Source organism: Paenisporosarcina sp. TG20 (assembly GCF_000286315.1).
In the GTDB taxonomy this organism is placed as follows: Bacteria; Bacillota; Bacilli; order Bacillales_A; family Planococcaceae; genus Paenisporosarcina.
In genome coordinates this window covers 12,937-27,835 of the sequence record NZ_ALJG01000334.1, presented here as the reverse complement: position 1 = coordinate 27,835, position 14,899 = coordinate 12,937, and the positions used below count along the sequence as shown (strand labels likewise).

13 protein-coding genes are annotated in these 14,899 nt (G+C 40.1%); 11 read left to right on the top strand and 2 right to left on the bottom strand.

The window, feature by feature from the left end; genetic code table 11:
• Positions 1-244 precede the first annotated feature (244 nt).
• Genes B371_RS0114590 through B371_RS0114580 form a run of 3 tightly spaced genes read left to right on the top strand, consistent with a single transcriptional unit; the run spans position 245 to position 2,739 of the window.
• The gene (locus B371_RS0114590; protein ID WP_019415051.1) at positions 245-1,177 is read left to right on the top strand and encodes an ABC transporter ATP-binding protein; all 933 of its coding nucleotides are present in this window, start codon (positions 245-247) and stop codon (positions 1,175-1,177) included.
• Complete coding sequence (locus B371_RS0114585) at positions 1,174-2,271, top strand: ABC transporter permease (RefSeq protein ID WP_019415050.1); 1,098 nt, start codon at positions 1,174-1,176, stop codon at positions 2,269-2,271. The genes B371_RS0114590 and B371_RS0114585 overlap by 4 nt, the downstream gene beginning before the upstream one ends.
• Before the next feature lie 33 nt (positions 2,272-2,304).
• Positions 2,305-2,739, top strand: a complete 435-nt coding sequence (locus B371_RS0114580; RefSeq protein WP_019415049.1) for a DUF6526 family protein — start codon at positions 2,305-2,307, stop codon at positions 2,737-2,739.
• Between the two features lie 150 nt (positions 2,740-2,889).
• On the opposite strand, the gene B371_RS0114575 is transcribed toward B371_RS0114580, so the two are convergent.
• Together B371_RS0114575 and B371_RS0114570 are read right to left on the bottom strand one after the other, a co-directional pair.
• Positions 2,890-4,752: an SEC-C metal-binding domain-containing protein gene (locus B371_RS0114575; RefSeq protein WP_019415048.1), complete on the bottom strand. Its 1,863-nt coding sequence runs from the start codon at positions 4,750-4,752 to the stop codon at positions 2,890-2,892.
• Positions 4,749-5,174, bottom strand: coding sequence for a hemerythrin domain-containing protein (locus tag B371_RS0114570; protein WP_019415047.1), 426 nt, complete (start codon positions 5,172-5,174; stop codon positions 4,749-4,751). Before B371_RS0114570 ends, B371_RS0114575 begins: the two co-directional genes overlap by 4 nt.
• Before the next feature lie 174 nt (positions 5,175-5,348).
• Between B371_RS0114570 and ric the strand changes: the two genes are divergently transcribed.
• The 8 genes from ric (at position 5,349) to narI (ending at position 14,888) form a co-directional block, all read left to right on the top strand.
• The gene (gene ric, locus B371_RS0114565) at positions 5,349-6,047 is read left to right on the top strand and encodes an iron-sulfur cluster repair di-iron protein (RefSeq protein ID WP_026023081.1); all 699 of its coding nucleotides are present in this window, start codon (positions 5,349-5,351) and stop codon (positions 6,045-6,047) included.
• A 76-nt stretch (positions 6,048-6,123) separates the two neighbouring features.
• A complete protein-coding gene (modA, locus tag B371_RS0114560) occupies positions 6,124-6,885 on the top strand; it encodes a molybdate ABC transporter substrate-binding protein (RefSeq protein WP_019415045.1) in 762 nt (253 codons plus the stop codon).
• Positions 6,886-6,888: 3 nt separating this feature from the next.
• Positions 6,889-7,572 carry a molybdate ABC transporter permease subunit gene (gene modB / locus B371_RS0114555; RefSeq protein WP_019415044.1) on the top strand — a complete coding sequence of 228 codons (684 nt, stop codon included), beginning with the start codon at positions 6,889-6,891 and terminating at the stop codon, positions 7,570-7,572.
• A gap of 5 nt (positions 7,573-7,577) precedes the next feature.
• On the top strand, positions 7,578-8,216 hold the full coding sequence (locus B371_RS0114550) for an ATP-binding cassette domain-containing protein (RefSeq protein WP_019415043.1): 639 nt from the start codon (positions 7,578-7,580) through the stop codon (positions 8,214-8,216).
• Positions 8,217-8,396: 180 nt separating this feature from the next.
• The gene (locus tag B371_RS0114545; RefSeq protein WP_019415042.1) at positions 8,397-12,071 is read left to right on the top strand and encodes a nitrate reductase subunit alpha; all 3,675 of its coding nucleotides are present in this window, start codon (positions 8,397-8,399) and stop codon (positions 12,069-12,071) included.
• Entirely contained in the window at positions 12,061-13,650 is a 1,590-nt protein-coding gene (narH, locus tag B371_RS0114540) for a nitrate reductase subunit beta (RefSeq protein WP_019415041.1), read from the top strand. The genes B371_RS0114545 and narH overlap by 11 nt, the downstream gene beginning before the upstream one ends.
• Positions 13,643-14,215 (top strand): nitrate reductase molybdenum cofactor assembly chaperone, encoded by a 573-nt coding sequence (gene narJ / locus B371_RS0114535; RefSeq protein ID WP_019415040.1) that lies wholly within the window; start codon positions 13,643-13,645, stop codon positions 14,213-14,215. The genes narH and narJ overlap by 8 nt, the downstream gene beginning before the upstream one ends.
• Complete coding sequence (gene narI / locus B371_RS0114530; protein ID WP_019415039.1) at positions 14,208-14,888, top strand: respiratory nitrate reductase subunit gamma; 681 nt, start codon at positions 14,208-14,210, stop codon at positions 14,886-14,888. Before narJ ends, narI begins: the two co-directional genes overlap by 8 nt.
• Positions 14,889-14,899: the final 11 nt, after the last annotated feature.

The window sequence follows — 14,899 nt, the reverse complement described above, 5'->3', positions numbered from 1 at the left end:
GTGACGAGGAGATTGAAGCCGTGCCCCACGGAAAGCGTCCGCATGGAGCGGAAATCAACTTTGTTAAGATATTATTACTATACTTTTATTTATGAAATTGACTCATTAAGAATAATACTTTTTGATCACAATAAGTTTTTCAGTGTACCCCTTTAATAGAAAATTGTTCAACAAAGAAGATTCATATAGATTATTCATATTTAGAAAACAATATTATTATAGATACATAGTGGGAGTGTGAAGAATGCAAAATCAGGAAGAAACAATGATTGAAGTGAAAAACCTTGTTAAGAAATACGGTAGCTTTACAGCTGTTAATGGGATTGGATTTTCTGTGCAAAAAGGGGAAATATTTGGCCTACTTGGACCAAATGGCGCAGGTAAGTCAACAACGTTAGAGATGATGGTGGGCCTGCGAAAACCTGATGGTGGAACAGCATTTATCGGTGGATTTGATATTTCACGAGACTTAAAGAAAGTCAAAGAAGTAATCGGAATTCAATTACAATCTACAACATTATTCGAACTACTTACTGTTGAAGAAATCCTTCGCTTATACGCAAGTTTTTATCAAAAAAACGTATCCATTCCTGAGCTAATTGAGGAAATGAGTTTAACAGAAAAAACCAAGAGCCGAATCAAGACTCTTTCGGGTGGTCAGAAACAACGTTTGGCGATTGCGCTTGCTCTGGTTCATGATCCTTGGATACTTTTCTTGGATGAACCGACGACTGGTCTCGATCCTCAGGCTAGACGAACGCTATGGGATATTGTCTTGAAATTAAAAGAAAAAGGCAAGACCACTGTATTAACCACACATTATATGGACGAAGCTCATGTTCTTTGTGACCGCATTGCTATCATGGATCAAGGCAATCTCATTGCTTTAGATACGCCTTCTGGACTCGTGAAAAGTTTAGAGTCTGATAGTGCGGTAGAGTTTCAATTTGAAGGAGAGTTTCTGAAGGATGAGCTTGAATCGCTTAATGGAGTGAAACAAGTAGGCAATCGTAAAGATACATATGTTCTGTACACCGACGATCTTCAGGTTACATTGATTAGTTTAATACAATTGACTTCTTTAAAAAACTTGAAATTGACGGATCTTCAAACTAGAACATCCACGTTAGAAGACGTCTTTATTCATATGACAGGAAGGAGTCTGAGAGAAGAATGAAGGCATATTGGCAATTAACTCTATCCCAGCTACGTATATTCCTTCGAAATCGCCAAGTGTTATTTTGGACACTCGCATTCCCAATATTTCTAATGGTGATGCTTGGCAGTTTTTTAGGAAATGGAACTGGCATTTCTGTCTCTATTGGTGTAGTGGATCAAGATCAAACGATGCAGTCGAAAGAATTCTTTAAAGTACTTGCCAACAATGATGCCATTCGTCTTGAATCAAGCATTAGCGAAGAGAAAGCGTTAGATCAAGTGAAAAAAGGAGATCTTCAACTAGTTGTTATTATCCCAAAAGGTTATGAAGAAATGATGAAGGAGAAAGGAAACACTGAGTCTTTTGAGATTCCAGTGTATTACAATGAAACAAACCTTGCTTTTTCACAAGTGGGCTTAACAATAGTTAGCAGTGTTGTTGATGGGATTAGTAAGGAAAAAGCGAATTACACACCAAGCATTGTAACCGATTCACGCGGAGTCGAATCGTTGGATTTAAAATATATTGATTTCTTAGTGCCAGGAATTCTAGCCATGATGATCATGAGTAACAATATGAACGGAGTTGCAGGGCAGATTGCCGCTTGGAGAGAGCGCGGCATTTTAAGAAGAATGCAAGGGACCACGTTAAAAGCTTCCACATTTATCGCCGCACAAATTACTGCAAGATTAATGTTAAATGGAATGCAGGCACTTATCGTATTAGCTGTGGCCAACCTAGTTTTTGGAATTAGTGTGAACGGATCCTGGTTAAGTCTAATTACCTTTGTTATTTTAGGAACACTTGCCTTTATGGCGATTGGATTTATCATTGCTGGAATTGCAAAAACACCTGAAAGTGCTTCACCAATCGCTGCTTTTTTATCTTTTCCTATGTTGTTCTTAGGGGGCGTATTTTTCCCTATACGTGATATGCCAGATTACCTTCAACCGATTGTGAACGTATTACCGATTTCTCATTTAAGCCATGCTTTGCGTGAAACGATGAATGTAGGAACACCTTTTATGGATCTTGGTTCAAATGCTCTAATATTGGGGTGTTGGCTTGTAGGAGCATTCATAATAGCAAGTTACACATTTAAATGGGAATAGCAATAAATAAAAAAGAGACAGAAGGAGTCTATTATGACAAATCAAGATTATAAGACACACGTAAGAATGCATCCCCTTTATCATTATGTTCTATTAGGTTTATTGCTTGTGACATTGGTCGTTTCTATTATCAATATGGTTCGCTCACTTAATTCAGGAGATAATGTTTTACAATCTATCTTACTTTTACTGATGGTCGCGAGCATTATTATTATTGCAATCCTTGTCAGATTATATCCAATGAAAAGCCAAGATCGAGCTATTCGAGCGGAAGAGAATTTACGTCATTTTGTTTTAACAGGTAAATTATTAGATCCAGATCTAAGCAGTGGACAAATCATTGCCTTACGTTTTGCTGATGAAAAGGAGTTTCCAACTCTTTGTGAACGCGCAGTGAAAGAAAATCTTAAGCCAAATGAGATTAAGAAAGCCATTGTAACCTGGAAAGCTGACAACCATCGAGTATAAATATTACATGAAAAACCCGTTGAATAGTTAATTTTCAACGGGTTTTTTCTCTATTCATATGTGTATTCATTAGATAGACTTTATCAGTTGGAACATGTACTTACATTTACCAGTTCCATAGTTAAAATGGTTCGATATTAGATCTCAAGTTTATAAACCTGGTTCTAAAAATGTCCAAATTAGCTTTGCTTCTTCCGGTGAGCGTGGAGAGAGAATGATCGACTTTGGATATGGATTAGCTTTAGGACGCTTATCCACTAGTTTCTTAACATAAGGGTTTTTATCAACTGCTTCTAAAAAAGCTTCCTGCGTTGCTGATGAAAGCAAGTTTGTCTTCTTCATTTGAATCAGCCATTTAAACCATGCATAAAAAGCGTTATCTGTTTGCTGGTCTTCATAGTGATTGATAATGCTATCCGCTTCTTGCAAACGTCCAAGTGCTATTAACGTGGACATCGCTACATAACGAACTCCTTGATGATCCCCAGGATTCAGTTGTAGCAACCTGTAAAATTCTTTAAAAGCTTCTTCTAAACGTCCTTGTTGCCAATAATGAATCCCAAGTAGAAAAAGGGCACGCAAATAGGGGCGGTTCGGAACATAAAGCCAAGCTACATCCATATCTGGTTCGAAATCTGCTTTACCATTAGCAATTGCTTGTATTAATAATTTCTCACGTTCATTGTTGTTCGATTCAACATCCGCAGCAAGTAAAAACTCATCCACAATTCGTGAATGGAGTTGGTGTACTTTTTGTGATTTTTCAGCCCTCAATCCTTCTGTTTTATTGGCATATGCCTCATAGGCGAGGAGCTGAGCTTCTTCTGTTTTAGATTTCGGAACATATGGTTCACCATGATAGTAATCCATGTGGCGTTTCAACACAATATCACTTGTAATCGTTAAATTTTTCAGATGCATAAGTAGCTGCCAGTTCTGATATTCATTTGTTTTCGGATCAGTTCCCACTTCAAAAGCATAGGTCGCTTCTTTTTCATCTTCATTGGTTAATGCTTCACTGTAAAACGCACGTAGATTTTCTGCAAACATATTGATTTCGGTTGAATCCTCTGTGAAGTAATCAGCAATTTTCTCTTTACTCCATTCAAATTTAAGAAGTTTATAGTCGATTCCAAACTGAACGGCACCTGCAATTGCCGCATTTGGCACGTTAGGCTGAAGTTCGAGATAATGGAAGAATCCTTCAATTAATTCGTCACTCTTCAAATCTTCCTCAATCAAGAACTGCTCGAGTGCATTCACCGCTTCAATTACTTCACTTGATACATAGTGACTAGCGCTCAGACCAGTGCTAAAAAGTTGATATAACGTAATGATATTTTCTCTGTAAAATCCTTGTACCGTATCAATTTCTGAAGAACGGTACATATCGCTTAATTTCTGAATGGCTTCTTCTTTTACTTCTACAGCCACAGTCACACTATTTAGTACCATCAATCGATCCGAGTGAATTATATCCGGTAAATAAAAGCCGATAGCTACATTTCCAGATTCAACTGGAAACGACTCATTAACATCTATTTGAAGTACGTTTTCCGATAACAAATCTTGTATTTGTGCTTGATAATTAGTCACAGAAAGAATTTTCCCCACTAGAAAAACGGGATTTAACCAACCTTCAAGAATTTTTCGAATCTTGTAACGTTCTTCTTTTAGAATTTTTCTATTGATAAATGAATTCCAAATATCTACACGCTCAAGGAAGAAAAAGATATCACCGATAATACTGCCTGATTTTTCTTTGCCGTAAAGCGGTACAAGAAGATCCTCGTTTTTGTCTTTCCAAGCGAGTAATGCCTTTTGCTCTGATGGATGCGGATTATTTTCAAAGAAATCTTGCAACACTTTTTGCATTGCTTGATCAAGTTCATCATTAAACCGATCAGTGCCTTCTTTTGTACCGCAACATTTTTTATATTTTTTTCCACTTTGACAAGAGCAGAGGCTATTGCGTCCAATAATACCGAATTTTTCTCCATCAATTTTTGTCATATCATTGGTTCTCCGAGTAAAAGTCGTTCCTCATCGCGACTGTGTATGGCATTAATTACTAGAAGTGCGTGGAATTGCTGCACTACTTCAAGAGTGAGGCCAACATCATTGAGCTTTTGTTTTATATCTGTTGCAATAATTCGCAATAGGTCATGATCACGTGTTAATTTTACTACAACCTCTGTGAGATCGGGATTCTGCTCTACCACTTCTTTATAAAAGTCTTCCTCTTCTGCGTCAGCATGACTAATGATTCGTGTTTCCCAATATTCAAGTAAGTGATCTGCAGCTTGACGTGCTACTTCAAATTCTTTTGCTGCTAACAACTCTTCCATTTCATCGGTTTTTGTAATGGCACCCGACAGTCCGCCTTGATGAATTGCGTGGTGAGCATGTTTTTGTCGCAATGATGGTCCAGACATGTTTCTAACACCCTTTCTATCTATCATTCAATTTTTTTTAGTATATCACAGGAAGTTAGAAGAATTTTCCTCTTAGGACATTCCCATAAGTGAAAGAGGGAAGTCCCTGATTGGCTGAAATGGTCTAACCATTTAGTATTTTAATTGAATAAAAATTACTCACAGGAGGAATATATGATGAGTTTAACTATAGATACAACAGTAGCCAATATTGTAAAAGATGTTCCAAAAGCCGGCGATTTGTTTCGCGAATTACGCATTGATTTCTGTTGCGGCGGGAAAATCCCCTTACATCAAGCAGTAAAAGAACGCGGACTCGACGTGGAAGAGGTTATGGCACAAGTCCTCGAAGTAGAAAAAAAACAAGTACAACATGATAGAAAAAAACCTTCTTCACTAGAGCCTATGGAACTAATAGTTCATATTCAAGAAAAATATCATGCAAAATTACGTGAAGAACTTCCAGCACTCACTCCATACGTTACGAAGCTCGTAAAAGTCCATGGAGAGCGTTACCCCCATATCATCAGAGTCAACGAAATCTTTAAACATTTGAAACGAGAATTACTCGAACATACAGATGATGAAGACAATAACGTCTTTCCGTTAATAAAAGATTTTTTCCTAAATCCATCTATCGATACTGCAAACTTGTTAAAACCTCATTTGACAGAGCTTGAAGACGAGCATGAAAATGCAGGGAACTTATTAAAGGAACTGAATGAAATTACTAATAACTTTCAACCGCCTGAAGAAGCATGCGGGACACACCGACTCGTATTAAAACGACTAGCGGACCTTGAAGCAGATACATTTCATCACATTCACCTTGAGAATAACGTTCTTTTTGATCGTGTAAGACAGACTATATAAAATAGGAGTCGCTTTTCACGTCAAGTGTATTGACTGAATTGCGACTCATTACATTTAATGACCAAGGAGATAATGTATGAAAAATATGATTCTCATATTGATGTTAGCCGTACTCGGAGCTTGTGGGAAACCTTCTACAGATAGTGACAGTGAACTTGTCATTTCAACTGCGTCCAGTCTCAAAGAAGCTATGTTAGCTATAGAAGTTGAATTCGGCAAAGTACAACCGAACACTAAATTGATGTTTAACTTTGCTTCATCAGGAAAATTAAGAAGCCAAATTCATCAAGGGGCACCTGTAGATGTGTTTCTGTCTGCGAGCCTTAAAGATATGCATGTACTGTCTGATGACGGGTTGATCATACAAGAAACTGTCGTACCTTTTGCAGAAAATCGGCTCGTGCTCGCTTCATTAAATCACGCAGAAAGTAATGATTTTTCTCAGTTGTTGTTGTCTACTCATGAAACCATCGCAATCGGTGAACCGGAAAGCGTTCCACTTGGTGAATATACAAAACAAGCACTCGACAGTCTTGCGTTGTGGGAAGCATTGAAAGGGAAAATGATATATGCCAAAGATGCACGCCAGGTGCTTACATATATAGAGAGTGGCAATGCTGGGCTTGGCATTATCTATTTCTCTGATACCAAGGTATCGCAAAACATCAAAATTATCAGCGAACTACCTAAAAGTAAGCTTCCAATTATTTATCCAGCAGGCATAGCTGGAAAATCCCAAAACAGGGAAGTGGCGGAAGCATTTTTGACATTTTTAACAGGAAAAGAAGGCCAGAAAATTCTTGAACAATACGGGTTTATTAAGGTTAAAGGGGGATAATTCATGATTGCGTACGATTTATCGCCCCTTTTCTTGTCGCTGAAAGTAGCAACGATTTCAACAATTCTTGTATTTTTCACAAGCCTCATTCTCGCTCGTTTCATGTGCCGATACGATTTTTTTGGAAAAAGTGTCATCGACGCTTTGATTCTCTTACCACTTGTGTTGCCCCCGACTGTTATTGGTTTCGGACTTATTGTGTTATTTGGCATGAATGGTCCCTTCGGTAAACTGCTTGAGGATTTATTTGGCATTCGAATCGTATTTTCATGGGTTGGTGCTGCAATCGCTTCATTTGTTGTGTCACTTCCACTTATGTATCAGAGTGTGATGGCTGCTTTTGAAAAAGTAGATCCTCGTTGGGAAAACGTTGCTCGGACAATGGGAGTTTCAGAGTGGCGTATTTTTCGGACCATCACGTTCCCGCTTGCTTGGTCGGGTATACTGGCGGGCTTGATTCTTTCCTTTGCGCGAGGCATTGGTGAATTTGGAGCAACACTTATGATTGCGGGTTATATTCCTGGAGTAACGGAAACGGTTCCACTCGCCATTTACTTTGCATATGAAGCGGGAGAGATGGAGAAAGCCATATTTTGGGTCATCGTAATTTCAGCAGTAGGTGTCACGGCCATAACATGGGTGAATTACTGGCGTAAAAAAAATGCTTACCGTATTGGAAGGGAGTGACGCGGATGTTGAATGTGGATTTCCGCAAACAATTGGAGCAGTTTGAATTGCACATGCAGTTTCAGATGGGGAAAGAAATAGTAGCAGTTGTCGGATCATCCGGATCAGGAAAAACAACCTTACTCAATTGCATCGCTGGTATTATGCAACCAGATGCAGGAGGGATATCCCTGCATGGCACGGATTTTTATAAGGAAAGTAAAAAACCTTTAAAAATTCAAAAGCGGAGAGTCGGTTATTTGTTTCAAGATTATGCACTGTTTCCTCATCTTTCTGTTGAACAAAACATTCTATATGCTACATCACGGAACAATGATATAGCGCATATAAGTGAACTGACAAAAATTCTCGACATTTCCTTGCTCTTATCAAAATATCCTCACCAAATTTCGGGTGGTGAAAAGCAACGAGTGGCACTTGCACGAGCACTTGCTGCCAAACCAGATTTACTACTTTTGGATGAACCCTTTTCAGCACTTGATGATGAAACAAGAAGTCGCTGCCAATCTGAACTGTTGCGGATACACGAACTGTGGAGCATTCCAGTCATTTTAGTGACACATCGAATAGAAGATGCGCAAAAACTCGCGAAACGTTGTATACGAATCGAAAAAGGTAGGATGACAGAACAGTTGCAACCTTAAGCTTTCCTAATAAATAATGGGAATTTTTTCATATTATCTTTAGGAACAAGGGAATTTTAGTAGTTCAATAGGACATTCCCTAATGGGAACTAGATTGAGTGGCTTTCATAATGAATCTATACGAATGAATTAAGTTATTACCCTTAATGTCTTTCATTTTGAAAAGGAGTGATAGTAAAGATGAAGAAAAAATTTAATCTCAATTTTTTTAAACCAATAGAGAGCTATTCAGGCAACTGGTCAATCCTAGAAGAAAAAAGTAGAGAATGGGAAAATATGTATCGACAACGCTGGTCACACGATAAAGTGGTCCGCACGACACATGGCGTAAACTGCACAGGTTCATGTAGTTGGAAAGTGTTTGTGAAAAGTGGAATCATCACCTGGGAAAATCAGCAGATAGATTATCCTTCATGTGGTCCGGACATGCCGGAATTTGAACCGCGTGGATGTCCACGAGGAGCAACCTTTTCGTGGTATGAATACAGTCCCTTACGTGTGAAATATCCATACATGCGCGGAAAACTATGGCGCTTGTGGAAAGCAGCCCTTAAAGCTAACCCGAATCCCGTTGAAGCCTGGGGAAGTATCGTTGAAGATCCAGAAAAAGCCCAGTTTTACAAATCGGCTCGCGGAAAAGGCGGACATGTCCGCGTAGAGTGGGACGATGTACTGCAACTTATTGCAGCTCAATTAATTTACACGATTCAAAAATATGGTCCTGATCGCATTGCCGGGTTCACACCTATTCCAGCAATGTCAATGGTCAGCTATGCTTCAGGGGCTCGCTTTATCTCTCTGTTGGGAGGACAAATGCTGAGCTTTTACGACTGGTATGCCGATCTTCCGCCCGCTTCTCCACAAATTTGGGGTGAACAAACAGACGTACCGGAGTCTTCGGATTGGTATAATGCCGGTTATTTAATTATGTGGGGATCGAACGTGCCGATGACGCGCACACCGGATGCACACTTCATGACAGAAGTCCGTTATAAAGGAACAAAAGTCGTTTCCATAGCGCCAGATTTTGCGGAAAATGTAAAATTTGCTGATAACTGGCTCGCACCACATCCTGGAACCGATGCCGCAATAGCACAAGCTATGACGCATGTAATCTTGGATGAATTTTATAAAGATCGTCAAGAGCCGATGTTCATTAATTACGCTAAGCAATTCACTGATATGCCATTCATGATTCTGCTTGATCCACATGAAGATACTTTAAAAGGCGGACGTTTCCTTCGGGCAAGTGATTTAGGCGACACGTCTCAGCATTCTGAGTGGAAGCCTGTCATTTTCGATGAAGTAGCTAATGAAATGATGATTCCTAATGGCACAATGGGACAGCGCTGGGAAGAGGACAAAAAGTGGAACTTGATTCTCGAGCGTGAAGACGGTACACAAGTCAAACCAGCACTCAGTGTAGAAGGACATGGAGAAGAATGGGTAGAAATAGTCTTCCCATATTTTGATAATGCAGGGAACGGTATATTTAAACGAATCATTCCGGTGAAGAAAGTGACACTTGCTGATGGAACGGAACGTATTGTGGCCACTGTCTTTGACCTTATGATGAGCCAGTATGGGATTGCTCGAATCGACAGCCCGTATAATGCAAAGGATTACTATGATGAGAACTCGCATTACACACCGGCATGGCAAGAAAAAGTGACGAGCGTAAAAGCATCAATCGTTGTTCAGATAGCACGGGAATTTGCACAAAATGCCATTGATACAGGTGGACGTTCCATGATTATCATGGGTGCAGGAATCAACCACTGGTTTAATAGTGACACCATTTACCGTTCGATTTTGAATTTGGTCATGCTGACTGCTTCACAAGGAGTCAATGGTGGAGGCTGGGCACATTACGTCGGACAGGAAAAATGTCGTCCAATTGAGGGATGGTCGACGATTGCTTTCGCAAAAGATTGGCAAGGTCCAGCACGTCTGCAAAATGCTACATCTTTCTTTTATTTTGCAACAGAGCAGTGGCGATATGAAGAAAGTGGTGTAGATGCACTTAAATCACCACTCGGAGGTGATGTTCGCTATCAGCATCCAGCTGATTATAACGTACTAGCGGCTCGTCTTGGCTGGTTGCCTTCCTATCCTCAATTTGATAAAAACAGCTTATTGTTTGCAGAGGAAGCGGCGAAGCAAGGCAAACATTCAAATGAAGAAATTATCAAGCATACAGTTGAACAAGTTAAATCACGTGAAGCTAAATTTTCTGTCGAAGACCCGGGCACACCTGAAAACTTCCCGCGTACTCTCTTTATTTGGCGCTCGAATCTTATTTCAAGTTCAGCAAAAGGGCAAGAGTATTTCATGAAGCATTTACTTGGAGCATCTGACGGACTTCTTGCCACACCAAATGTAGAAGAAAAACCAGAAGAAATCGTTTGGCGTGAAGATGTGGAAGGAAAGCTCGATCTCATGGTTGCAATCGACTTCCGTATGACATCCACACCAATATATGCGGATATCGTGCTGCCAGCAGCAACTTGGTATGAAAAAACCGATTTGTCTTCTACTGATATGCATCCATTTGTCCATCCGTTCAATCCAGCGGTCAATCCGCTATGGGAATCTCGCTCTGATTGGGACATATACAAGAAACTGGCGGAAAAATTCTCGGAAATGTCGAAAACCCATCTGCCAGGTGTTTACAAGGATGTCGTCACTACACCGCTCGCACATGATACCGTGAGTGAAATTTCACAGCCAATGGGCCTCGTAAAAGACTGGACAAAAGGGGAAATCGAAGCCATCCCAGGTAAAACAATGCCGAACTTCAGCATTGTAGAACGAGACTATACACAAATTTATGACAAGTATATTACGCTGGGACCAAATTTAGCTACCGGAAAAACCGGCGCACACGGTGTCAGCTTCTCAGTAGCCGAAGAATATGAAGAACTTAAAAAAATTAACGGTACTTTCTTTGATGAAACAATTAAAAACGGCTTACCGAAAATTCAGACAGCACGTCAAGTAGCGGATGCTATCTTGAATCTATCGTCTGCTACTAACGGTCGAGTATCTCAAAAAGCATATGCAGAAGCTGAAAAAGATACAGGTGTTGAACTGAGAGATATTTCAGCAGATCGAGCAGCAGAGAAAATCACATTTGAAAGCATCACAGTACAGCCGCGTGAAGTCATACCAACACCAGTATTTAGTGGTTCAAACAAGTTAGGGCGTCGCTACTCACCTTTTACTACAAATATTGAACGTCTAGTTCCGTTCCGGACATTAACAGGTAGACAGCATTTCTATATTGATCATGAAATTTTCCAACAGTTCGGAGAAGCATTGCCTATTTATAAACCAACATTACCACCAATGGTTTTCGGTCCGAATGATAAGCAAGTGAAAGGCGGAGTGGACTCACTTGTGTTGCGGTATTTAACACCACACGGCAAGTGGAACATTCACTCTACTTACCAAGATAATCAACATATGTTGACATTGTTCCGTGGTGGTCCAACAGTTTGGCTCAACAACGAAGATGCGGACGCACATAATATTAATGATAATGATTGGTTGGAAGTATATAACCGCAACGGTGTTGTCACAGCGCGTGCTGTTGTAAGTCATCGCATGCCCCGAGGAACAATGTTCATGTACCATGCTCAGGATAAACACATTAATGTACCCGGGTCAGAGATTACCGATACACGTGGCGGTAGTCATAACGCACCAACCCGAATCCACCTTAAACCGACACAGATGGTCGGCGGTTATGCTCAGCTCAGTTACGGATTCAATTATTATGGACCGATTGGTAACCAGCGTGATGAATACGTGGCAGTACGGAAAATGAAGGAGGTCAACTGGCTTGAAGATTAAAGCGCAAATTGCAATGGTCATGAATTTGGATAAATGCATCGGTTGCCATACTTGTAGCGTAACATGTAAAACTACTTGGACGAATCGTAAAGGTGCAGAATATATGTGGTTCAACAATGTAGAGACAAAACCTGGTATAGGTTATCCAAAACGCTGGGAAGATCAAGAACTCTACAAAGGTGGATGGCAACTTCGAAAAGGGAAACTGGAACTAAAATCAGGTAATAAATTATCAAAAGTAGCTCTTGGGAAAATTTTCTATAATCCTGATATGCCAGAAATGAAAGATTACTATGAACCTTGGACGTATAATTACGAACACTTAACAAATGCAGGTGAGCTAGAGCATTCACCCGTTGCGCGCGCGCATTCCGTAATCACTGGCGAAAAAATGGACCTTGAATGGGGTCCGAACTGGGAAGATGATTTAGCCGGAGCGCACATAACTGGTCCGCTTGATCCGAACATCCAGAAAATCGAAGAAGAGATTAAATTCAACTTTGAAAAATCTTTCATGATCTATCTGCCGAGACTTTGTGAACACTGTCTCAATCCGAGCTGTGTAGCATCATGCCCTTCAGGTGCAATGTATAAACGGGATGAGGATGGCATTGTGCTCGTTGATCAGGAAGCTTGTCGAGGGTGGCGCTATTGTATGACGGGTTGTCCTTACAAGAAAGTCTATTTCAACTGGCAAACAAATAAAGCTGAAAAATGCACATTCTGCTTTCCTCGCGTGGAAGCGGGTCTGCCAACTGTCTGTTCGGAAACATGTACTGGACGAATCCGTTATCTCGGTGTTCTCTTGTACGATGCAGACCGCGTCTTAGAAGCAGCTTCTACACCAAATGAAAAAGATCTTTACAAAGCACAATGCGACATATTCATAAACCCAAATGATCCTGAAATGATTAAGCAAGCAAAGAAAGATGGCATCTCGGAAGATTGGATCGAAGCCGCACAAAACTCGCCAGTATATAAACTTGCGATTGAACATCAATTGGCATTTCCGCTCCATCCTGAGTACCGTACGTTGCCGATGGTGTGGTATGTGCCGCCTCTAAGCCCAATTATGAACTATTTTGAAGGGAAAGATTCTATCAAAAATCCGGATATGATTTTCCCGGCGATTGAAGAAATGCGCACACCTATCCAGTATCTTGCAAACATGCTGACGGCTGGAGACACAGAAACTGTCAAGAAATCTCTTCAAAGGATGGCGATGATGCGATCTTATATGCGTGCATTATCTTCAGGTAAAGAATTTGATAATAGCCGCTTGGAGCGTATCGGTATGACAGCCCATCAAACAGAACAAATGTACCGCTTACTCGCCATTGCTAAATACAATGATCGGTTCGTCATTCCTACATCACATAAAGAAGGACAGAATAATCCTTACCGTGCACAAGGATCAGAAGGTTATGAAAGTGGAGGAATGGGAGGAGATACAGGAGGATCATGTGATGGTTGTGGGCCAGCGAGTCCGAGCCCGGGTCAAAGCCTAACTGGAACAGCTATGAAAACAGGAAAAGAAATATATGAAGAAAATTTCTACGGAGGTATATGGCGTGATTAATCTAGAAAAATTATATGATTATAAGCATTCATTCGGTTTTTTTGCCCATCAGCTTTCTTATCCCAAAAAGTTAAACTTTCACCCATCACTAATTGAAGATACTTTTGATTCGACCCATCCAGCTTATGAACACGTAAAAATGTATTTTTCTTTATTTGAAAATCCAAATCTGGATGTTATTAAAGAACTGTATACTGAAACCTTTGATTTCCAAAAAGATTGTACATTGTTCATGACATACTTCAAATTTGAAGACGCTAAAGAACGTGGTCAAATGCTTGCTAAATTAAAAGTCATGTATGAGATGTTCGGTCTGGAAATGCCGGAGGAGGAGTTATCGGATTTTCTTCCACTTATGTGTGAGTTTCTGTACGCGGCAGAATGGATTGGAGATCCGAGAGCACCTGAAAGTTTTGGGATGTTAATTGCCGTTCTTGAGGATGGAACCTTCCATTTATTGAATTCACTTAAAAAACAAGAAAGTCCTTACTTTCATCTCGTGAAGGGACTGCGGGAAACATTTAAGGTTTGTATAGAACAGGGGGATCCAGCCCAACATGGTTAACCAATTCTTATGGGTTATATTCCCTTACATTTGTATGGCTATATTTATTTTCGGTCATATATACAGATACCGGACAGACCAGTTCCACTGGACAGCAAAATCAAGTGAATTTATTGAAAAGAAACAATTGATGATTGGCAGTATTCTCTTTCATCTGGGTATTATCCCAGTTATTTTGGGTCATGTTTCAGGCCTTGGAATCCCGAAATCGTGGATGCATGCAGTCGGCGTTAATGATCATCTTTATCACATCGGGGCCATTTATGTTGGTGGATTTTTCGGTTTTATGACCCTTCTAGGAATGATCATCCTGACATTTAGACGTTTTACGATACGAAGCGTCCGGATGTTAAGCTCAGCTTCCGATCTAGTTGTTAATTCCTTGCTTCTATTCATCGTCGTTATGGGAATGTACGCTACACTTGTAACAAATGTTGTTCAGCCTGAATTCGATTATCGTTCTTCGATTTCGGTTTGGTTCCGTGATTTGTTCTTTCTACGTCCAGATCCTGCGTTAATGTCTGGGGTGCCAATGTCATTTAAAATTCATGTACTTGCTGGTTTTGCTATTTTTGCACTTTGGCCATTTACACGACTCGTACATGTCTGGAGCGTTCCATTGATTTATGTCGGTAGAAGTTATATCCTATACAGGAAACATAAAGCAAACTAAAATGAAAAGAG

What these genes read in the sequence shown, in the direction of transcription:
- B371_RS0114590 (WP_019415051.1), top strand. Translation starts at nt 245, where the DNA reads ATGCAAAATCAGGAAGAAACAATGATTGAAGTGAAAAACCTTGTTAAG.
- B371_RS0114585 (WP_019415050.1), top strand. Translation starts at nt 1,174, where the DNA reads ATGAAGGCATATTGGCAATTAACTCTATCCCAGCTACGTATATTCCTT.
- B371_RS0114580 (WP_019415049.1), top strand. Translation starts at nt 2,305, where the DNA reads ATGACAAATCAAGATTATAAGACACACGTAAGAATGCATCCCCTTTAT.
- B371_RS0114575 (WP_019415048.1), bottom strand. Translation starts at nt 4,752, where the DNA reads ATGACAAAAATTGATGGAGAAAAATTCGGTATTATTGGACGCAATAGC.
- B371_RS0114570 (WP_019415047.1), bottom strand. Translation starts at nt 5,174, where the DNA reads ATGTCTGGACCATCATTGCGACAAAAACATGCTCACCACGCAATTCAT.
- ric (WP_026023081.1), top strand. Translation starts at nt 5,349, where the DNA reads ATGATGAGTTTAACTATAGATACAACAGTAGCCAATATTGTAAAAGAT.
- modA (WP_019415045.1), top strand. Translation starts at nt 6,124, where the DNA reads ATGAAAAATATGATTCTCATATTGATGTTAGCCGTACTCGGAGCTTGT.
- modB (WP_019415044.1), top strand. Translation starts at nt 6,889, where the DNA reads ATGATTGCGTACGATTTATCGCCCCTTTTCTTGTCGCTGAAAGTAGCA.
- B371_RS0114550 (WP_019415043.1), top strand. Translation starts at nt 7,578, where the DNA reads ATGTTGAATGTGGATTTCCGCAAACAATTGGAGCAGTTTGAATTGCAC.
- B371_RS0114545 (WP_019415042.1), top strand. Translation starts at nt 8,397, where the DNA reads ATGAAGAAAAAATTTAATCTCAATTTTTTTAAACCAATAGAGAGCTAT.
- narI (WP_019415039.1), top strand. Translation starts at nt 14,208, where the DNA reads ATGGTTAACCAATTCTTATGGGTTATATTCCCTTACATTTGTATGGCT.